Origin of the sequence: Ornithinicoccus hortensis, from assembly GCF_006716185.1 — a bacterium.
GTDB lineage: Bacteria > Actinomycetota > Actinomycetes > Actinomycetales > Dermatophilaceae > Ornithinicoccus > Ornithinicoccus hortensis.
The window spans coordinates 492,224-512,085 of record NZ_VFOP01000001.1; the positions used below are offsets into that span (position 1 = coordinate 492,224).

The 19,862-nt window shown below is 74.1% G+C and carries 15 protein-coding genes; 5 read left to right on the forward strand and 10 right to left on the reverse strand.

Going from position 1 to position 19,862, the window contains the following annotated elements; genetic code table 11:
* Nucleotides 1-7: 7 nt before the first annotated feature.
* Complete coding sequence (locus FB467_RS02275; protein WP_141783649.1) at nucleotides 8-601, reverse strand: single-stranded DNA-binding protein; 594 nt, start codon at nucleotides 599-601, stop codon at nucleotides 8-10.
* Nucleotides 602-632: 31 nt separating this feature from the next.
* The gene (gene rpsF, locus FB467_RS02280) at nucleotides 633-920 is read right to left on the reverse strand and encodes a 30S ribosomal protein S6 (RefSeq protein WP_141783650.1); all 288 of its coding nucleotides are present in this window, start codon (nucleotides 918-920) and stop codon (nucleotides 633-635) included.
* 230 nt (nucleotides 921-1,150) lie between these two features.
* Between rpsF and FB467_RS02285 the strand changes: the two genes are divergently transcribed.
* A complete protein-coding gene (locus tag FB467_RS02285) occupies nucleotides 1,151-2,014 on the forward strand; it encodes an alpha/beta fold hydrolase (RefSeq protein ID WP_141783651.1) in 864 nt (287 codons plus the stop codon).
* A gap of 19 nt (nucleotides 2,015-2,033) precedes the next feature.
* Here the strand turns inward: FB467_RS02285 and FB467_RS02290 are convergent, their stop codons facing one another.
* The 6 genes from FB467_RS02290 to FB467_RS02315 are packed head-to-tail and all read right to left on the reverse strand — an operon-like array spanning nucleotide 2,034 to nucleotide 9,177.
* Nucleotides 2,034-3,158 carry a glycosyltransferase gene (locus FB467_RS02290; protein ID WP_141783652.1) on the reverse strand — a complete coding sequence of 375 codons (1,125 nt, stop codon included), beginning with the start codon at nucleotides 3,156-3,158 and terminating at the stop codon, nucleotides 2,034-2,036.
* On the reverse strand, nucleotides 3,159-4,049 hold the full coding sequence (locus FB467_RS02295; RefSeq protein WP_141783653.1) for an ABC transporter ATP-binding protein: 891 nt from the start codon (nucleotides 4,047-4,049) through the stop codon (nucleotides 3,159-3,161).
* Nucleotides 4,036-4,941, reverse strand: coding sequence for an ABC transporter permease (locus FB467_RS02300; protein WP_141783654.1), 906 nt, complete (start codon nucleotides 4,939-4,941; stop codon nucleotides 4,036-4,038). The genes FB467_RS02295 and FB467_RS02300 overlap by 14 nt, the downstream gene beginning before the upstream one ends.
* Nucleotides 4,938-6,200: a nucleotide sugar dehydrogenase gene (locus FB467_RS02305; protein ID WP_141783655.1), complete on the reverse strand. Its 1,263-nt coding sequence runs from the start codon at nucleotides 6,198-6,200 to the stop codon at nucleotides 4,938-4,940. The genes FB467_RS02300 and FB467_RS02305 overlap by 4 nt, the downstream gene beginning before the upstream one ends.
* 32 nt (nucleotides 6,201-6,232) lie before the next feature.
* Complete coding sequence (locus FB467_RS02310; protein WP_211350535.1) at nucleotides 6,233-8,002, reverse strand: glycosyltransferase family 4 protein; 1,770 nt, start codon at nucleotides 8,000-8,002, stop codon at nucleotides 6,233-6,235.
* Between the two features lie 5 nt (nucleotides 8,003-8,007).
* Nucleotides 8,008-9,177 (reverse strand): ATP-grasp fold amidoligase family protein, encoded by a 1,170-nt coding sequence (locus tag FB467_RS02315; RefSeq protein WP_141783656.1) that lies wholly within the window; start codon nucleotides 9,175-9,177, stop codon nucleotides 8,008-8,010.
* Nucleotides 9,178-9,301: 124 nt separating this feature from the next.
* On the opposite strand from FB467_RS02315, the gene FB467_RS02320 reads away from it, so the two are divergent.
* Genes FB467_RS02320 through FB467_RS02330 form a run of 3 tightly spaced genes read left to right on the forward strand, consistent with a single transcriptional unit; the run spans nucleotide 9,302 to nucleotide 13,975 of the window.
* Complete coding sequence (locus FB467_RS02320) at nucleotides 9,302-11,182, forward strand: glycosyltransferase family protein (protein ID WP_141783657.1); 1,881 nt, start codon at nucleotides 9,302-9,304, stop codon at nucleotides 11,180-11,182.
* Complete coding sequence (locus FB467_RS02325; RefSeq protein WP_141783658.1) at nucleotides 11,169-12,800, forward strand: hypothetical protein; 1,632 nt, start codon at nucleotides 11,169-11,171, stop codon at nucleotides 12,798-12,800. Before FB467_RS02320 ends, FB467_RS02325 begins: the two co-directional genes overlap by 14 nt.
* Entirely contained in the window at nucleotides 12,797-13,975 is a 1,179-nt protein-coding gene (locus tag FB467_RS02330; protein ID WP_141783659.1) for a hypothetical protein, read from the forward strand. Before FB467_RS02325 ends, FB467_RS02330 begins: the two co-directional genes overlap by 4 nt.
* A 32-nt stretch (nucleotides 13,976-14,007) precedes the next feature.
* On the opposite strand, the gene FB467_RS02335 is transcribed toward FB467_RS02330, so the two are convergent.
* Nucleotides 14,008-15,411 (reverse strand): glycosyltransferase family 2 protein, encoded by a 1,404-nt coding sequence (locus tag FB467_RS02335; RefSeq protein ID WP_141783660.1) that lies wholly within the window; start codon nucleotides 15,409-15,411, stop codon nucleotides 14,008-14,010.
* 35 nt (nucleotides 15,412-15,446) lie between these two features.
* Between FB467_RS02335 and FB467_RS02340 the strand changes: the two genes are divergently transcribed.
* On the forward strand, nucleotides 15,447-16,550 hold the full coding sequence (locus tag FB467_RS02340) for a hypothetical protein (RefSeq protein ID WP_141783661.1): 1,104 nt from the start codon (nucleotides 15,447-15,449) through the stop codon (nucleotides 16,548-16,550).
* Here the strand turns inward: FB467_RS02340 and FB467_RS19240 are convergent.
* On the reverse strand, nucleotides 16,511-19,852 hold the full coding sequence (locus FB467_RS19240) for a glycosyltransferase (RefSeq protein ID WP_141783662.1): 3,342 nt from the start codon (nucleotides 19,850-19,852) through the stop codon (nucleotides 16,511-16,513). The two genes, FB467_RS02340 and FB467_RS19240, sit on opposite strands and share 40 nt — an antisense overlap.
* Nucleotides 19,853-19,862: the final 10 nt, after the last annotated feature.

The following is a 19,862-nucleotide window of genomic DNA, read 5'->3' on the forward strand; positions in this document are numbered from 1 at the left end:
CCGACGGTCAGAACGGCGGCTCGTCGTAGGACGGGGCGCCGCCCCAGCCGCCACCCTGCTGACCACCCTGGCCACCACCGGCGTTGCCGCCGGTCGCCCAGGGGTCGGTCGCGGCGGGCTGGCCGCCGCCCTGCTGGCCGCCCTGGGCCGCGCCGCCGGCGTTGCCGCCGCCGTAGCCGCCCTGCTGGGCGCCACCCTGCTGACCGCCGCCGAAGCCGCCGCCGCCACCACCGCCACGCGAGGCCTTGGTGACCTTGGCGGTGGCGTAGCGCAGCGACGGGCCGATCTCGTCGGCCTGCATCTCCATCACGGTGCGCTTCTCACCCTCCGGGGTGTCCCAGGAGCGGGAGACGAGGCGTCCGGTGACGACGACGCGGGCGCCGCGGGTCAGCGACTCGGCCACGTTCTCGGCCGCCTCGCGCCAGATGGAGCAGCGCATGAACAGCGTCTCGCCGTCCTTCCAGTCGTTGGCCTGCCGGTCGAACTGCCGGGGCGTGGAGGCCACGGTGAAGTTCGCGACGGCGGCGCCGGACGGGGTGAAGCGCAACTCCGGGTCCGCGGTGAGGTTGCCGACCAGGGTGATCGGGGTTTCGCCAGCCATGGGTAGTCCTAACTCGGGATGGGGATCGTGGTCAGGCGCCGAGGCGCATGAGCTTGGTCCGCAGCACCGTCTCGTTCAGACCGAGCTGGCGGTCGAGCTCCTGGGCGGTGGCCGACTCCGCCGTCAGCGTGACGACGGCGTAGATCCCCTCGGAGTTCTTCTTGATGTCGTACGCCAGGCGCCGACGGCCCCAGAGGTCCATGTTGTCGACGGTCCCGCCGTCCTTGGTGACAACGGCGAGCATCTTCTCCAGCGTGGGCTGGAGGGTGCGCTCGTCGGTCTCGGGGTCGAGGATGATCATGAGTTCGTACTGACGCATGCGTGAACCCACCTCCTTCGGTCTCAGCGGTCACGGTCTCTCCGTGACAGGAGGGTTGCGATACGTCCCACCGCTTCCTGCTGGCCCCAGCCTGCCAGAGTCGACCGACACCCGCAGGCGTTGATCCACAGGGCAGCCCGGATCCGGGTCAGGTCACGGTGAACCCGACCACTTTACCGAGCGGGGATGCCGCCGACCTAATCCGCCGCGGTCGTGGCACGATCGCGGTCATGCCCGCGATGCTGCATACCCCGGTCGGTCCCGTCTCGTATGCCGTGTCCGGGCCCACCGACTCCGGTCGCCCCGACCTGGTGCTGGTCCACGGGTGGTGCTGCGACCGCTCGGTGATGGCCCCGCTGGCGGAGCACTTCTCCCGCGGGCACCGGGTGGCGCTGCTGGACCTGCGCGGTCACGGGGCCAGCCTGGAGTCCGACGACGACGGCTCGACGGGGGTCGGCCTGGCCCGGCCCGGGGAGAGCGATGCGCTGGTCCCGCCGCCGCTGCGCGAGGTGACCATCGCCGACTACGCCCGGGACGTGCTCGGGGTGTGCCGGGCCGCCCGGTTGCGCTCGCCCGTGGTCATCGGGCACAGCATGGGCGGGCTGGTCGCCCTGGAGGCGCTGCGCGGGACGACCGGCGCGGGGAGCCTGCCGCGCGGGGCGGTGCTGCTCGACCCGGCGCCGGTGCTCAACCCCCGGGGCAAGCAGATGTGGACCGACAGCGCGCCGGAGATCGCCCGGGACCACTCCGGCGCCTGGCGCCGGTCCTTCTTCGACGGCCTGTTCCTGCCCACCGACCGGGTCGGCCGGGACCGGCTGCCCGAGCTGGCGGCCGCCGTTCCGGCCACCATCGCTGCCGCGGCGGCACGGGCGATGGCCGGCTTCGACGGGGAGCGGGCGCTGCGGGAGCTCACCGTGCCGCTGCTGGTGCTGCACGCGGCATCGGTCGAACGCGGCCTGCGGGAGGCCGCCCCCGACCGGTCGCTGGTGACGACGGGACAGACGGTGGGGGCCGGGCACTTCCACCACCTGGAGGTCCCCGAGCAGGTCATCCCGATGGTCGAGCGCTGGCTGGCCACGACCTTCGGCTCCTGACCACCGCGGTCGGAACGTCTCAGCCGAGTCCGGCGGCGGCCTCCAGCGCCGCGACGAACTCCGGCGCCACCACGCCCCAGTCGAACTCGGCGGCCGCGATCGCGTGCCCGGCCTCCCCCATCGTGCGGGCCGCCCCGGGGTCCGCCAGCAGTTCGAGCACGGCCGCGGTGGCCGCCGCGGCGTCCCCGAACGGGACCAGCACCCCGGCGCCGCTGCGCCGGATCAGGTCGGCCGGCACCGGCAGGGGAGTGCTCACCGCGGGTATGCCGTGGGCCAGGTACTCGATGACCTTGGTCGGCATCGAGGGCCGGAAGTTGGCCTCGTCGTGCAGCAGCGACAGTCCGGCCAGGGCACCGTCGAGCATCGGCAGCGCCTGGTCGCTCGGGACGAACCCGTGCCAGGTGATCGCCTTGTCGCGCACGGCCTCGCGCAGCACCTGCTCGGCGTCCCCGTGCGCGGGGCCGATGACGTGCACGGCGACGGCGCCGTCGGTGCGGTCGCGCAGCGCCGCGCCGACCTGCACCACCTCGCGGGCCCCCCGTTCCATCGTGATGCTGCCCAGGTAGACCACCCGCTGGACGCCGTCCTCCCCGGGCGTCGCGGCCGGCGGGGGGCTGGACGGGACGCGGGTGGTGTTGGGCACGACGGGGTGCGTCTTGCGGAACCGCCCGGCGTACTGGTGGTCGGCCAGCAGCAGCGGCATCCGGCGCTCGGCCCACCGCTCCAGCCCGCGCACCGCCGCGGCGGCGGGGCGCCGGAGCGGGTCGGGCACCCAGGGCCGCACCTCCAGCGCGGCAGCGGTGTCCTCGTGCACGTCCCAGACGACGGGGGTCCCGATCGCGGTGCCGACGGTGGCCAGCAGGAGTTCGGGGTCGTGCAGCAGCACCACGTCGTGCTCGACGGCGCTACTGCGCAGCAGCGCCCGCGCCGCGCGGAGCGCCGCGATCCGGGACCGGCCGGTCGCCCGGGGGAGGTCGACCGGGGTCAACCAGGGCGTGCCCACCGGCCGGGTGAGGCCGTAGGCGGCGAAGGGTGCGGCATACGTGACCCGCCAACCGGCCTCGCGCAGCGCCTCGATCTGACGGTGCCGGATGCGCGCGTCGTCCGGGTGGTGGACGACGGTGACGACCAAGGCCGAGGGCACTCAGCCCTCCTTGTCGGAGCCGGAGCCGGCGGCGCGCTTCTTGGCCTCCTTGGCCTGCTTCTTCTTGGCCGCGGCCTGCTGCTTCTTCTTCTTGGCCTCCGCCTCCGCCTTGACCATCGCCTGGTAGGCGTCGACCACCTCGCCGGACGGGCCGTCCATCACGACCTCGCCCTTCTCCATCCAGATGGCGCGGGTGCACTGCGCCTTGATGGTCGAGGCGTTGTGGCTGACCATGAAGACCGTGCCGGCCGACTTGCGGAACTCCTCGATGCGGTCGCTGGCCCGCTGGCGGAACTCGGCATCACCGGTGCTCAGCGCCTCGTCCACGACCAGGATGTCCGGCACCGACGCGGTCGAGATGGCGAACCGCAACCGCGAGGCCATCCCCGAGGAGTAGGAGCTCATCGGCAGGTTGATGAACTCCCCGATGCCGGCGAAGCGGACGATGTCCTTGTAGCGCTCGCGCACCTCCTGCTTGCTCAGGCCGAGGGCCTGGGCACCGATGAAGACGTTGCGGGCACCGGTGAGCTGGCGGGCCAGGACGGCGCTCACCCCCAGGAGCGCCGCCTGCCCGTGGTGGTAGACCTCCCCGTTCGCGGCGGGGATCAGCCCGGCGACCGCCCGCAGCAGCGTGGACTTGCCGGAGCCGTTGCGGCCGACGATGCCGATCGACTCGCCCTTGTAGGCGATGAACGACACGTCCTTGACGGCGTGCACCTCGCGCACCCCCATGTGCCGCTTGCCGCGGTTGATCCACCGGGTCACCACGTTGTCCGCCCCCGGGGCGGGGCGGGTGGTCTTGCCCACCCCGTAGACCTTGTAGACCACGTCCAGGTGGGACACGATCACCGAGGGGACGCGGTCGTCCGTCGTGGCCTCAGGAGCGCCCATAGGTCGCCTCCGCCCGCCAGACCAGTACGAAGCCGACCACGAACAGCAGGATGGCCCAGCCGCAGGACACCAGCCAGGTGACCGGCTGCACCGGGAGCTCGCCCATCAGGGTCTCGCGCACCAGGGTCAGCGTCACCGCCAGCGGCTGGTACTCCAGGATCACGGCGACCCACTCGGGGGCCCCGGCGGCGTAGTGCGCCACGGGGAAGAAGATGCCGGAGACGTAGCGCATCATCCGGGTGAGCAGCGGGATCAGGTTGCTGGCGTCGCGCACCTCGTGGACCACCCGGGCGGCGATCAGGCCGAGCCCGGTGGTCATCACCCCGACCACGACCAGCGAGACGGGGAAGAGCAACCACTCCCAGGTCGGGGTCTGCCCCCGGACCAGCGCGATGACCACCAGGATGCCGAACGCCGGCAGCGTGGCGAAGAACTGGCTCATCGAGGTGGACAGCGGCAGCAGCACGCGGGGGAACTGCAGCGACCGGATCATCGAGATGTTGCCGGTCATCGCCCGGGCACCGTAGTTCAGGCCGCCGGAGATGTAGATGAAGGTGAACAGGCCGGTGGTGAGGAAGGTGATGAAGTCCTCGACGTTGCCCCGGGTGCCGAGCAGGAGGCCGAAGATGAGCAGGTAGGCGACCCCGAGCAGCAGCGGGTTGAGCACCGACCACAGCAGGCCGAGCACGTTGTTCTGCGTGCCGGCGATGAAGTCGCCCTGGGCCAGGGTGACCAGGAAGCCGCGGCGCTCCCACAGGTCCTTGATGTAGGTGCCCAGCGGCGGCCGGCCACCGACCCGCTCCAACCCGTGGGCCCGGGCCAGCTCGGCCGCCTGCTCGGAGGTGAGGGCGGGGGGCAGGCCGGCCGGGTCCCCGGGACCCGTCGAGGTCACAGCTTGCTGACCCGCTCACCAGCCGATGCCACGCCCCGGGTGTCGAAGAACCGGGTCGCGGCCGAGGCCAGCGCGTCGACGTCGTACTCGCGGTGGTTCTGCACCAGGATCGTCAGGTCGGCCTCGGCGACCGCGGTGGCCGGGTCCTCGACCCGGGACACCGACTCACCCAGCGGACCCCACGCGGTGACGTGCGGGTCGTGGAAGACGACCTTGGCGCCCTTGGCCAGCAGGTTGCGCGCCAGCGGCACGGCCGGGGACTCCCGCTGGTCGGCGATGTTCGGCTTGTAGGTCACGCCCAGCAGCAGGACGGTGGACCCCTTCAGGGACTTGGCGTCCTCGTTGAGCAGGTCCTGGGCCCGGGACACCACGTAGGAGGGCATCTGGGTGTTGATCTCCTGCGCCAGCTCGACGAATCGGAACGGGTAGCCCAGCCGCGACTTCACGTTGTAGGACAGGTAGTTCGGGTCGATCGGGATGCAGTGGCCACCCACGCCGGGGCCGGGGTAGAAGGCCTGGAAACCGAACGGCTTGGACTTCGCCGCGTCGATGACCTCCCACAGGTCGATGCCCAGCTCGTGGCAGAACCGGGACATCTCGTTGACCAGCGCGATGTTGATGTGCCGGTAGGTGTTCTCCAGCAGCTTGGCCGTCTCCGCCTCCCGGGTGCCCTTGGTCCGCACCACGGTGTCCACGAAGCTGCCGTAGAACTTCTCGGCGGCGTCCCCGCACGCGGCGGTGTGACCGCCGACGACCTTCGGCGTGTTCTTGGCGCCGAACTTCTCGTTGCCCGGGTCGATCCGCTCCGGGGAGAAGGCCAGGAAGAAGTCCTTGCCCGCCACGAGGCCCCTGGCCTCCAGGCGCGGCCGCACGACCTCGTCGGTGGTGCCCGGGTAGGTGGTGGACTCGAGCACGACGAGCATCCCCGGCTGCAGGTTGCGCGCCACGGTCTCGACGGCGGCCTCCACCGGCCGCAGGTCCGGGCCGCCCTCGTCGGACAGCGGGGTCGGCACGCAGATGACGGCCGTCTTGGCGGTGGCGATCTCGGTCTCGTCGGTGGTCGCCCGGAAGCCGCCCTCGATCATCTCGGCGATGTCGGCGTCGGACAGGTCGTCCACGTGCGAGCGGCCGGCGTTCAGGTCGTCGACGACCCCCTGGTTGATATCGAACCCGAGCACGGTCAGGCCCGACCGGGTGGCCTCCTGGGCCAACGGCAGACCGACGTATCCCAATCCGATGATGACGGCGTCAACGGCCACGTGTGATCTCCTTGGTGGGGGTCGGGGGCAGGTCAGGCTCGAGCGATCTCGCCGTACACCTCGGCGTACCGGTCCGCGGCTGCGGCCCAGGTGCCGTGCCGGGAAACCCAGTCGCGGGCCTGCGCGCCCATGGTCCGGGCGTGCTCCGGAGCATACCGCAGGCGCCGCATTTCCTCGGCCCACGCCGCGGGGTCGCCGGGGGGTGCGGCGGCGCCGAAACGACCGGGCGGGACGAGCTCGACGAGCGGTGGCAGGTCGCTGACCAGCACCGGAAGGCCACCACCCATCGCCTCCAACGGTTTCAGCGGCGGGACGAGCGCGGTGACGGCGGTGGCCCGCCGTGAGACGCAGAACACGTCGAGCACCGCCAGGTGTTCCCGCACCCGGGCGTGCGGCACCCGACCGGTGAAGACCACCCGATCGCCCAACGGGGCCGCCTGGGCCTGCAGCGCCGACCGGGCCGGACCGTCGCCGACCACGAGGAGCCGTACGGCCGGGTCGTCGAGCTCGGCCACGGCCGCCACGAGGGTGTCGATGCCCTCGTAGTCGTTGAGCGTGCTCACCGTCCCGAAGACCGTGTCGGTCGGCGCGAACCCCAGCTCCGCGCGGGTCGCGGCGCCGTCCGGGAGCGGCTCGGTGAACGCCGCCGGCACGGCGTTCGGCACGACGCTCACCCGGTCCGCGGGGATGCCGCGGCCCACGATCGCGGTCCGCATGGTCTCCGAGATGGCCACCACGCGGTCCGCCGCAGCCATGCAGGCCGCCTCCGCCTCCCGGGACAGGGTGTAGAAGTCGGCGGCCGGGTCGCCGCCGCGGGACAGCCAGGTCTCCTCGAGGAAGCCGCGCACCTCGTAGACCACCGGCAACCCGGTGCGCCGGCCCACGACGAGGGCCACCTGAGCGTTCTCGTGCTTGCTGTGCGCGTGCAGCACGTCCGGTCGGAGCCGTTCGACGAGGGCGGTGAGCTCGCGCACCGCCTGCTCCTGCATGGCGCGGCCGGGCAGCGGCATCGGCCCGCGGGGCAGCAGCCGGTGGTGGTCGATGCCGTCGACGACGACCTCGCGCCGCGCGGCCAGCGTGCCGCTGTCGACCGGGAAGCCGAGCCGGGTGACCACGTGCGGGTCCATCCCGGCGTCGCGCTGCGCGGTGACGATCCCGTGGGTGCGGATGGTGTAGCCCGCCTGCACCTCCGGGACGGCGTTGCTCACCACGTGCAGCACCCGGCGCACGGGGGCGGTGGCCCGCCGCGGCGGCGGGGGCTCGGCGAGCGCGTCGTCCAGGATCCCGTGCCGCAGCACCTCGAGCTCGCCCCCGAGGCGGGTCGCCAGCTGACGGCCCCGTATGCCGGGGGCCAGGCGGGCCTGCTCCACCGCCGTCGTCAGGTCTCCCCGGGCGGCGGCGACGAGGGCGGCGGTGCGCGGGCGGTGCCGGTCCTGCGCCGGGAGGAGGTCCAGGGCGCGGGAGGCCAGGTCGGGCAGGTGCAGGGTGGTGGCCGCGGAGGCCACCCGCCTGGCCACCCCGGGCGGGACACCGGCGGGCCCGTCCCCGGCGAGCGCCGATTCGAGCAGCTCGACGGCCTCGGGCGTGCGACCTGCGGCGGCCAGGGCGAGGGCCGCCAGGTCGGGCCGGCGTCCCCGGACGGCAGGGTGCTGGACCGCGTCGCGCACCGGGCGGGGCGCGCTGCGCAGCGCCACCGAGGTGGCCTTGGCGCCGGCCCGGCCCACGTGCCGCCACCACACCGACGCGGCGGTCGGCAGGTTGCGTACCGCGGCGGGGACCGCGGCTCCCGGAGAGCGACCCACCGCCGTCAGTGTCCGTCCGGGGCGAAGCACCACTGCTCGCAGGGGACGACGCGGACCGCCCACGGACCGGGGTCCTCCAGCGTCGAGACGTGCCCCTCGGGATACGGGTTGGGCGCCGGGTGCGTGCCGTGCAGCACCCCGAACGGTCGACCGGCCACCAGGTCCAGCTCCAGCCGCCAGCGCCCGGTCTCCCAGACCTGGCCGAGCGCGGCATCGTGGCTGGGGATGTAGTGCTGCGCCCCACCGGGCACCCGGGTGATCTCGCCGAGCACGGGGCCCCGGTCGGTGGCGTAGAAGTCGACCCGGACGAACGGGATACCCACGGCCCGGGACAGGTGGGCGCTGTGCTCCATCATCTGCGCCAGGCCCTCGGGGTGGGGGATCTGCGGGTCGATCTTCTGGCGGGGCGCCACCTTGCCGAGGTCCTGGGCGTCCGCGTCGAGGTAGCGGTAGCGGGCGGTGCCCAGGTTGGCGTGCTCGGGCATCCGGCGCAGCAGCGTGTGCATGACGGTCCCGTAGGAGGCGTAGATCTTGACGTCGTCGGGGATCGGGCCGCCGCCGGGCTGGACCAGGGTCTCCTCGGCGAAGAAGGGTGGCGACAGGGTGCCCACGGAGGCGAACCGGTCGCGTACCTCCTGGGCGGTGAAGGTCCGCGTGCCGTCGAGCAGTTCGTAGGCGTCCTCGCCGGTGCGCCGCAGCGGCAGCACGCCGTGACCGCCCGCGCCGCCGTCCGACTTCAGCACGAAGGTGTCCGGCAGGCCGGTCAGGTCGATGTCCTCTAGGGAGGCCCAGGACCGGTAGACGGTCGGGGTGGCGATCCCGTGGCTGGCCGCCAGCCGGTAGTTGCGCAGCTTGAACGGGATGTGACGCTGCGGGTGGCGCTGGTCCGGGTCGACCCCGCGCAGGTCGGTCAGGGTCCGCCGGAGCGTGGTCAGGTCCCGCGCGAACGAGGGGTGCCCGGTGTCCGCGAGAGCCAGGGCCTTGGTGGCCTTGTCCAGCTGCGCCCTGGTCCGGCGCAACTCCTCGGTCAGGTCCGGCCGGGCGGCCTCCTCCCGGGCCCGCTCCAGCTCGGCCCGCAACTGCGCCACCTGCTCGGCCCGCTCGGCGAGCCGGGCGTCCCGCCAGGCGATTCCGGGGAGGCGCCCGGCGATCTTGCTCCGCAGTGTGTCAGCCACGGCATGTACTCCCTGGAGGCGGTCGGGTCCCCGTCCGGGCGGGATGTCCTGTGGCATGCTAACGCTCGGAACCGGCACCCCGCAGGAAGGACGACGATGACGGGTCGACCGAGGCGCGGCGACCGTGACTGAGGCCGTCACCAAGCAGGTGACCCGCATCCGCCGGGCCCTCGTCAAGGCGGCCACCGACCCCACCGAGCGGGCCCGCTACCTCCGGACGGCGAGGTCCAAGACGACCACGCGGGTCAAGCAGGCCCTCCCGCGGAAGTTGCGGGGGGACCTGGAGCTGCCCGCGGCCCACCTGCCCGACGGCCCGGTCAACCGGCCGGGGCTGCGGGTGGCCGTGCTGCTCGACCCGTTCAGCGAGCTGGCCTTCCGCTACGAGTGGGACCAGGTGGCGCCGACCCCCGCGAACTGGCGCAGCGAGTTCACCGCGCGCCGTCCGGACCTGTTCTTCGCCGAGTCCGCGTGGCGCGGCAACGACGGGTCGTGGCGGCTGGCGATGACCGGCTCCTCCGGGCCCAGCCAGGACCTGCGGGACCTGCTCGACTGGTGCCGCGAGCACGGGGTGCCCACGGTCTTCTGGAACAAGGAGGACCCGCCCAACTACGACCGGTTCATCGCGACCGCGCGCCTGTTCGACCACGTCTTCACCGTCGACGCCGACCGGCTCCCGGACTACCGGCGCGACCTCGGTCACGACCGGGTGCAGCTGCTGCCGTTCGGCGCCCAGCCGCGGGTCCACACGCCCGTCCGGCCCAAGGGGTTCGAGCCGCACCGCTACGACATCGCCTTCGCCGGCAGCTACTTCCGGGACAAGCACCCGGAGCGGCGCGAGCAGATGGACGCGATGCTCCCGGTCGCCCAGAAGTACGGGCTGCACATCTTCTCCCGGATGCAGGGCGAGGACGAGCGCTACCAGTTCCCCACGCAGTTCCAGAAGAACATCGTCGGCACCCTGCCGTACCCGCAGATGCTCGCCGCGGCCCCGGCATACAAGCTGTTCCTCAACGTGAACTCGGTGACCCTGTCCCCGACGATGTGTGCCCGCCGGCTGTTCGAGTTGTCCGCCGCCCAGGCGCCGATCGTGTCCGGACCCGCCGCCAGCATCGAGCCGGTCTTCGGCGACACCGTCCCGGTGGTGACCGACCGGGCCGAGGCCGAGACCCGGATCGGGGTGCTGATGCGCCACCCCGAGCTGCGGGACCGGCAGGCCCTGCTGGCACACCGGCGGGTCTTCGCCGGGCACCTGTACCGGCACCGCGTCGACCAAGTGCTGGAGACCGTCGGGCTCCCCGTCCAGCCCCGTCGGCGGCGGATCTCGGCGGTCGTGCCGACGATGCGACCCGACCAGGTGGACCACGTGCTGGCCACCGTCGCCGCGCAGGTCCACCCGGACGTCGAGCTGGTGCTGCTGACCCACGGCTTCGCGGCGGACGAGCCGGCGCTGCGGGCGCGGGCCGAGGAGCTGGGGCTGGAGCACCTGGTGGTCCGCGAGATCGACGCCGCGGTGACGCTGGGCGCCATGATGAACGTCGGGGCGGAGGCCGCCTCGGGCGACTACCTGGCCAAGATGGACGACGACAACCACTACGCCCCGCACTACCTGTCCGACCTGGTCAACGCCTTCGACTACAGCGAGGCGCAGGTCGTCGGGAAGTGGGCCCACTTCGTCCACCTGCGGTCGACCGGCGCGACGCTGCTGCGCTTCGGGCACAAGGAGCACCGCTACGTGGACCTGGTCCAGGGCGGCACCCTGCTGATGCCCGTCGACGTGGCCCGCGAGGTCGGCTTCAAGGACCTGCCCCGCCGGGTGGACACGACCTTCCTCGACAAGGTCCGGGCCCGCGGCGGCCGGGTCTACTCCGCCGACCGGTTCAACTTCGTCTCGGTCCGCGAGGGCAGCCCGGACGGCCACACCTGGTCGATCACCGACGACCAGGTGCTGACCCGCAGCAGCCAGCTGCTGTTCTTCGGTGACCCGCTCGCACATGCCACCGTCTGAGGTCGGCCCCGACGACCCCCAGGTGCTGGATGCCGCCTTCGGCCACGGCTACCTCCTCCTCCCGCGGGACCAGCCGGCCGGTCGGCTGGTCGAGCGGTGGCCGACCCGCGACGTCGCCGGTCACCGCTACCACCTGCATCCCCGCACCCGGGTCACCGTCGCGACCGGTGCCCCCGGCACCCTGGTGCTCCTGGGCGACCCGCTGGACGTCGGCGCCGGCATCGCCGACCCCGACCGGGTCGCCGCCCGGCTGCTCGCGACCTGGCGCGACGGGGACCCCGACGCGGTGGTCCGGGAGGCGGCCTACCTCGGTGGCCGGTGGACCGCCTTCCTGCACCCGGGTGACGAGGGCGCCCTGCGGGTGGTCCCGGACTGCGCGGCCAGCCAGCCCGTCAGCTGGGCGGACGGGGAGCACGGACCGGCCCTGGGCTCCTCCTCGACCCTGGTGGCCGACGCGCTGGGACTACCCCCCGACCCGCTGACCGTCCGGGTCTACCAGGACCTCGCCGCGGCGCCGCGGGAGCACCGCACGGTGATGTACCCGCCGGGGCAGCACACCGAGCACGAGGGCGTCCGCCGGCTGCCGCCCAACCACCTGCTGGAGATCGGGCCCGGTCCGCACCCGAGCGTGCGGTGCGAGCGGTTCTGGCCCTGGTCCGACCGGGTCGAGCGCACCGACCTGCCGGCGGTCTTCGCGGACTTCCGGGAGCGGCTGACCGCCCATGTCGGCCTGATCACCGGGCTCGGCCGGACCGGCATCAGCCTCACCGCCGGGGGCGACAGCCGGACCAGCCTGGCCGCGCTGGTCCCGCACCGCCGTCCGGGGACCTTCGCCTTCACCTACTACAACCCACGGCAGGGCGCCCGGGAGGGCCGACACCGGGCGGACCTGTTCGAGGCCAGCGGGTGGGCCTGGCTCGCCGGGCTGGGGCACCTGGTGCTCCGCTGGCGGATGCCGGGCAGCCAGGAGGCGCTGGCGCACGCCTGGCGCCGGATGTTCCCGGTCCACCCGCCCTCGGTCGGCGCCGCGAACTCGATGTACCTCGGGCTGCCCCGCGACCTGGTGCAGCTCGCCTCCAACCTCGGGGAGATCGGCACCGCGAACCCGATGCCACGCCGCCCCGGGGAGTTCACCCCGCGCCGGCTGGCGGAGTTGTGGCAGTCCGCGCCGTTCGCCGCCGCGCACGACCACGACGCCGTCTTCGCCGACTACCGGGAGGCCACCACGCTGACCCCGCGGGCGCTGGCCGGCTACGACCTGCACGACGTCTTCTACTGGGAGCACCGGATGGGCGCCTGGGGGGTGCGCAAGTATGCCGAGGGGGACGTCGGACACCGGGTGATGTTGCCGTTCAACGACCGGCTGCTGCTGGAGACGATGCTGTCGCTGCCGGTCGCGCAGCGGGAGGCGAAGGTGCTCTTCGTGATGATGCAGGACGCCACGCCCGAGCTCGCCGGTGGGCTGCCGACGGGGCCGGGCCCCCTCGGTGACCCGGGGTTGCCGTCCGGCTGGCCCGACGAGGAGGACCCCGTCGGGTGGCGGGACCTGGTGGCCGCCCGGCCCCGGCTCCGGGAGGAGCTCCTGCCGCGGATCCGGCGCCGGGGAGGCCGGACGTGACCCCGCTCGGAGACCGGCTGGGCCCGTTGGTTCGTGTGCGGGAGCGCGCGGTGCAGCGGGCCCGTCGGGTGCGCCGGGAGCGCCTGCTCCCCCTGCGCCCCGAGGTGGTGGACGCGGTCCACGGCCACGGCTACCTGGTGCGTCCCGCCGGGGACGACGGACGCCTCCCGGACGTGGTGCGGCCCTGGCCGCAGCGCCGGGTCGGACCGCTGAGCCTCCACCTGCACCCCCGCACCGTCTGCTCGGTCGCCGGCGACGGCCCGCTGCGGGCGGTGCTGCTGGGACACCCGGTGGACGTCGACGCCGGCCTAACCGACGGCGCCGAGATCGCCGAACGGGTGGTCCGCGACGCCCGGACGCATGGCGACCGGCAGGCCCTCGGGTATGCCGCGGGGCTCGGTGGTCGCTGGACGCTCCTCCTGCTGCACGGACCGGACGGTGGGCACCTCACGGTGCTGCCCGACGCGCTGGCCTCCCAGCCGGTCCAATGGACCACGGACCACCCCGGCGGCCCGGTCGTGGCCTCGGCGGCCTCCCTGGTCGCGGGGCGCAGCAGCCGGCTCGGGGCGGGACAGCAGGTCGGGTTCGGCCCCGGTGGGACGCTGGTCCGGCCGGCGCCGGACCCCGGGGACGGCGACCCCGACCCGGCCGGGACCGATGCGGCGGGTGCCGACCTGGTGGGTCGCCTCTCCGAGCACCTGCGGCTGCTCGCGTCGTGGGGTCCACCGGTGCTCACGGTCGACGGGGGCACCGCCTCACGCCTGGTGCTGGAGGCGTTCGCGCGGGACCCGGTGGCCGGGGCCCGGGCCATCACCTGCGTCACCCCGGAGCAGGGGCCCTCGCCGGAGGTCGATGGCATGTTCGCCGCCAGCCGGAGCTGCTTCGAGATCGGCCTGCCGCACCGGGTGCTCCGGGCCCGCCCCCCGGCCCGCGGCTCCGCCTTCGAGCTGATCCACGGCACGACTTTTCCGGACGCGGACCCGGGCGGCACGGCATACGCCCTCTGGTCCCAGCTGCCGCACGACCTGGTGCACCTGCACCCGGCGGGCGGACCGGTCGACCCGGACCGGCCGGCGCCGGAGCCGGTGCGGGTCGCGCAGGAGGGCGACCTGTCCCACCGGGTGCTGCTGCCCTACAACGAGCGGGCCATCCTCCGGCTGCTCGGACGGCGCTGAACGGGGCCGAAGCCCCCGGCCGGGCCGCCGCCTCACTCGGTGGCGAGCATCCCCTGCCTGGTCACCGAGTAGCGCGCCGGACGCACCCCGGACGCGGCCGCCGGGGCCCAGCGCTCGCCGAACAGTTCGGCGGCCCGTGCGGCGAGGTCGCCCGCACCGGCGGCGGCGCTGCGGCACAGCGCGCGGGTGCGCCACACCTCCACCCCCAGGTCCGCGGTCTCCGCGGGATCGGTGCGCACCACCCCGACGTTCTCCCGGTCCAGCAGCTGCACCAGCCGGGTCAACGTCTCCGGGTCCACGGTGAGCCCGCCGGGCACCACGACGGTGAACGGCGAGGGGTAGGACGAGGGCGGCTGCTGGTCGGTGAAGACGACCCGGGTCTCGGCCATGAAGTAGTCGTGCACCCAGTCCGGCAGGGTCCCGTCCGGGTCCACCACGGTGACCGCCAGGTCGGTCACCGCCGAGCCCAGCACCGAGTCGATGGTGGTCTGCACCAGCTCGGGTGCGACCCCACCGACCGGGACCACGACCCCCACGGCCGGGACGACCCACTGGCGCCCGGCGTTCTGCTTGCGGAACATCGGGATGGGCAGGTGGTTCGCGGCCAGACCGGTGCGCAGCAGCTTGATCTGTGCGCCGCGCTGGGCGAAGCTGCGGGCGCCCTGGTGGTAGGCCAGCGCCTCGTCGTCGGGGACCAACAGGCCGCCCCGGGTATAGGCGCGGTAGCCGAACTCGGTGTCCACGATCCCCCGGAGGCCGAACCCGGCGAAGCCGCCGACGTCCTGGTAGAAGGTCTTCCGCACCGACACGCTCGCGCCGACCACGGCCAGGAAGGCGTCGTCGGCATCACGGGTCAGGCCGTCCTGCTCGGCGATGTGGTCCTCCTGCCAGACGTGGCCCCGCAGCGTGCGACCGGTCAGCAGGCCGGCTATCCCGTCCTCCGTCCCGACCGCGTCGGCCACGTCCTGCGCGGTGATGCCGGCGAAGTCGACGAACCACTTGCGGCCGAGGACGACCGCGTGGTCGCAGACGTGGTGCCACCGGGCGTGCGCCTCCACGTGGCGCCGGTCGGCGACCATGTCCGCGTCCAGGAAGAGCACGATGTCGGCGTCGGTGGCCCCGGCACCGGCGTGCCGCGCGGCCCCGGACCCGTGCGAGGACCCCTCGTCCCGCCGCACCAGCCGGGTGCGCAGCCCCTCCTGGACGGGCAACTCCAGCGGCGGGTCGGAGGCGTCGTCGACCACGATCACCTCGAGCAGCTCGGCCGGGTAGCTCTGCCCGGCGAGCGAGGCGAGGGTGCGGTCCAGCTGCGGTTGGCAGTCCCGGGCCGGCAGCACGACGGCCACCGTGAGGTCGGGCGTCCACCCACCCAGCGGCGGGGTGGGCAGGTCGGGCCAGCGCTGACCGGTCACCACCGTCGTCTCGTCGCGCCCCACGGAGCATCCTCCCGCCCTCGGCTATCGTCGCGATCATGCTAGTCGCCGGCACCCCATCGCCCCCGACGGCGCCCGGTGGCCCGGTGCTGAACAGCACGGTGCTCACCCCGCAGGGCTTCCAGCCCCGACCCGCCGAGCCCGGTCGCACCGGCATCGTGCATGGACCCGACGCCGCCGTTGAGGGGCCCCGGACCGCGGTCCGCGTCGAGGTGCCACCGGGACCACTGCTCGGCCGGGAACACCTGCGGGTCCTGCAGGGCGTCGGGATGGTCACCGTGGACGAGGCGTCGCGCCCGGGGGCCGGTGACACGGCGGCCCTGGTCGCGGGGCTGTCCCTGGCCGGCATCCCGGTCGCCACCCGGGACTGCTCCGCAGCGGTCCGGGCGCTGCTCCCCGGGGACCTGCTGGCGATCACCGACCGGGTCGAACGGTCCACCGTCCTGGACCCCGGTCTGCGCGAGGTGCTCTCCCTGCAGCTGCGCCGCTGCGCCGACGAGCACTACGGCTACCGGATCGCCACCGACCCGGAGCACCCGGTGGTCGCCGTGCTGGTGGACGGGGCGCCGGACGCCCCACCGGCCACGCTGCAGCTGCTGCAGGACGACCTGGCCGCCCAGACCTGGCCGGCGGTGCAGCTGCACGGCTGGGGTCCCGACGCCGACGCGGTGGACCTCGGGGCGGAGGCGGTCTATCTCACCCGGGTCCGACCGGGCCCGCGCTACGGACCCGAGCACCTCACCGACCTGGTCGCCGCGCTCGTCCGTAGCGGCCGCCCGGTGGCCCACTCGCCGGCGCGCTTCCGGTGGCACCCGCGGCACCGCTTGGTGGTGGAGGACCGCGCGGCGCAGGGCGACGTCATCGGGACGGGCGGCCTACCCGGCGGATCGCTCTGGTATGCCGGGGACGGCGCCGCGGTGCCCACCGCCCCCGGCTACGTCGTGCACGGGGCCAACATGGTGGCCGACGGAACAGTCGGCGGCGCGACTCCCGACCCGGGGCCCGGGCCGGGGCAGCGGGGGACCGTCCTGCACCGCACCCGGCCGGCGCAGCTGGACTGGCTGTCCACCGGGTCGGAGCCGGGGGAACCGGTCCCCTCCTCCTACTTCAGCACCGCCACCCTGCTCGAGGCCCGCAGCTGAGCGACCGCGTCGGTCAGGGTGGCCGCCCGGGCGTCGAAGGTGTGCTCCTCGCGCACCCGGCGCCCGAGTTCCTGCCGGGCCTCCCGCGCCTCCGGGCTCTCGTGGAGGCTCGCGGACACCAGCGCGGCCAGCTCCTCGGGGGTGCGGTAGGTGTGCACGACGTCCCCGAAGACCTCGGCCACCTCCGGCAGGTAGTCGCTGACCACCCGGGCGTCGCACGCGGCGAGGTCGAACAGCCGGTTGGACAGGATGCCGTGGTCCCGCATGTCCCCCCAGTGGTCGTTGAGCACCACCCCGGCCGCGGCATACGCCCCGGGCAACTCATGGTTGGGCAGGTACTCCCCCTTCCAGGCGCCCTCGGGGAGCAGATCGTCCCAGCGCAGCCCGTAGACGGAGGGGACGATGCCGGCCTGCAGCGCCGCGGTCACGACCGGCCGACCCGCCTCCCCGTCGCTCGCGTTCGGCCGCAGGGGACGGCCGTTGGCCACGACGAGCACCGGGTGGGCGCGTCGCCGGTCCGGCGGCACCGGGTGGAAGCGGTGCTGGTCGGTGCACTGCAGCAGCACCTCGACCGGTCGGCCGAGCTTGTCGCTGGTCCGCCGGCACCAGCGGGGTGAGGCCCCGAAGACGAGGTCGTAGTCGCTCATCTCGGCGGGCGACACCCGCTCCGGGTGGCTGATCACCCAGGCCACGTTGAGCTGGCCGGGGGTGGTGCCGTAGGGGGCCACGCCCCGCAGTTGCAGCACCACGTCGTCCAGGTGGGCGGTCGGCCGGTGCCAGGCGTCCTTGCAGTCCACGGTCGCCTCGTGACCGGCCCGTTCCAGGGCGTCGCGCATCGACTCGGCGAAGTGCCAGTCGCCCCAGTTGGTGCGGCGCTCGACACCGGGCGGGCCGATCTTGATCGCCCAGCGCAGCGGTCGCTCCGGCCGGTCGTGCACCACCAGCGGGACCCCGTCCACGCCGGTGGCCGGCGCCCGCTGCAGCCCGACCAACCGGTAGCCCCCGAGGCCGGCCCCCTCGTCCGGGCGCCGGTCCTGGGCCGTCCACAGCTCCCGGACCCGTCGGCGGTTGTCGCGGCCGGCCACCAGCGTCCCGCCCTGGTGCCGGGTGGGGTCCCGTCGCAGCGCCAGCCGGCTGGCCGGCACGCAGGCCGCCGAGCCGCCCCCCGCGGTGAGGCGCAGGGACAGTTCGGTGCCCGCGTAGTGCCGCGTCTGCAGCGGGTTGAAGCCCTCGACCCGGACCAGGTCGGCGGCGCGGGCCACCAGGCCCAGGGCCGTCACCGCCGTGACCGCGCGCTCCTGCCGCACCTCGGGGGCGTCCCCGGCGAAGCCGTGGTAGGGCAGGACGCTGTGGCCGCCCGCCAGGAAGGCCGCCCCGGCGGACCACACGGCACCACCGGAGTTCAGCACCAGCGGCTGGACGACGGTGTGCCGGTCCAACGCCTCGAGCAGGGGGGCGTCCCACCCCGGCTCGGTCCAGACCGACTCCGGGAGGAAGGCGACCGTCCCGCCCCGGCTGGCGGCCAGACCCACGTTGCTCGCCGTCTCCAGCGGCAGCGGCTGGGTGAGCCGCTCGATCTGCACCCCGTCCACCCCGGCGAGCGCGAACTGCAGCCTGAGGTGGTCGGCGGCGGACAACCGGCTGTCGACCACCACGACCTCGACGGGGCCGAGTGCGGTCTCCACCAGCCGGGCCACCCCGGTGCCGACGGTCTCCGGCTCCTCCGTGGCGACCAGCACCACGCTCAGCAGGTCCGGATCCCTCTCGGCGAGCCGCTCCGCCAGGTCGGCCCAGTCGACCAGCGTCCGCTGCCGCACCACCCAGCGGTAGCCCACGGGCTCGTCGCTGGTGATCCGCTCGTTGCGGGTCTCCCAGACGTCGTAGGACGTGGCCAGGAACGGGACGAAGCCGAAGTCGGTCACCCGGGCGAGACGGATGAACAGGTCCCAGTCGACGTTGCGCCGCAGGGACTCGTCGAACCCCCCGGTCTCCTCCAGCAGCGAGCGCTCGTGCACCAGGACGATGCAGTCGATGTAGTTGCGCTCCTCCAGGGCGGCCCGGTGGAACGGCATCCCGCGGTAGAGGCGGCGCTCCCGGCCACCCTCCTCCACCAGGGCCGACATCGCGTAGGCGACCCGGTGTCCCTCGTGGTGCATCGCGCGCACCACCAGCTCCAGGAAGTCGGGGGCCCAGGTGTTGTCCGAGTCCAGGTAGGCCACGTAGTGCCCGGTCGCGCGGGCCAGCCCGGCGTTGCGGGCGGCCGCGACGCCGCGGCCCTGCTCGTGGCGGACCACCTCGATCCGGTCGTCGGTGGCGTAGCCGGCCAGCACCTCCCCGGTCCCGTCGGTGCTGCCGTCGTCGACGACGACGAGTTGCCAGTGCGGGTAGGTCTGGGCCAGGACGGAGTCCAGCGCCGCCCCGATCATCGCTGCCCGGTCCCGGGTGGGGATCACCACGCTGACCACGGCGGGCGGGTCGGGCAGCGGCGCGTCCGCGCGCAGCCGGGCCTTCAGCTCGGCCTCGGCGGCCGCGTCCCACTCGGCGCGGTCCCGCTCCAGGTGCAGGTAGCCGCGGGCACCGGCCAGCGTCCGGGCGGCCTGCCGGGACACGGCGACGAAGTGGTCGGGGCGGTCCCAGACCGGCAGGTCCGCGTCCGCAGGGTCCGGGTCCTCGCCGGTCCCCGCGCGGGCCACCAGGTGCCCGAGGACCGAGCCGGGGTGCTCCGCCGCGTCCGGGTGCGCGGCCAGGTATTCCTCGGTGTCCACCACCGGGTGCCCACTGACGCCGCGCGCCGCGCCCACGGTGAGGTAGTGCAGCAGCGCTCCCTCGGGGGCGTTCTGGCTGGAGGCGACCATCCTGCGCTCCGCCAGCAGCTGGACGTAGCTGTCCACGTCGAAGACCGGGTGCGGGGACAGCCCGGCGACCTGGCCGACCTCCAGGTAGTGGCTGAGCGGGTCCGTGCCGGCTGGCAACGGCTCTCCGACCTGTTCGAGGTACCACTGCGGGTCGAACAGCCCGCTGCCCGAGACCAGTGCTTCCGGGTCGGCCACCACCCCGGGGGTCCAGCCCTTGGGCGACCGCTCGCGCTGCCGGGCCCGCTCGGCCCGTTCCGCGGCACGCGCCTCCTCCCGGGCCTTCTCCCGGTCCTTGAGCCGGTCGCGCTGCTGCGCGGCCTTCTCGGCCTTCTCCCGGGACCGCTCCAACCGGGCCCGCAGGTCCTGGGTCTCGCGGCGGCGCTCCTCCAGCTTGGCGTCGCGCCACGCGATCGGCGGCAACCGCCGCATGACGTTCTTGATCCGCACCCGGGGTCCC

Excerpts from the sequence above, each read along its gene's own strand:
- FB467_RS02325 (WP_141783658.1), top strand. The coding sequence starts at position 11,169 with ATGCCACCGTCTGAGGTCGGCCCCGACGACCCCCAGGTGCTGGATGCC.
- FB467_RS02340 (WP_141783661.1), top strand. The coding sequence starts at position 15,447 with ATGCTAGTCGCCGGCACCCCATCGCCCCCGACGGCGCCCGGTGGCCCG.
- FB467_RS02285 (WP_141783651.1), top strand. The coding sequence starts at position 1,151 with ATGCCCGCGATGCTGCATACCCCGGTCGGTCCCGTCTCGTATGCCGTG.
- FB467_RS02275 (WP_141783649.1), bottom strand. The coding sequence starts at position 601 with ATGGCTGGCGAAACCCCGATCACCCTGGTCGGCAACCTCACCGCGGAC.
- rpsF (WP_141783650.1), bottom strand. The coding sequence starts at position 920 with ATGCGTCAGTACGAACTCATGATCATCCTCGACCCCGAGACCGACGAG.
- FB467_RS02295 (WP_141783653.1), bottom strand. The coding sequence starts at position 4,049 with ATGGGCGCTCCTGAGGCCACGACGGACGACCGCGTCCCCTCGGTGATC.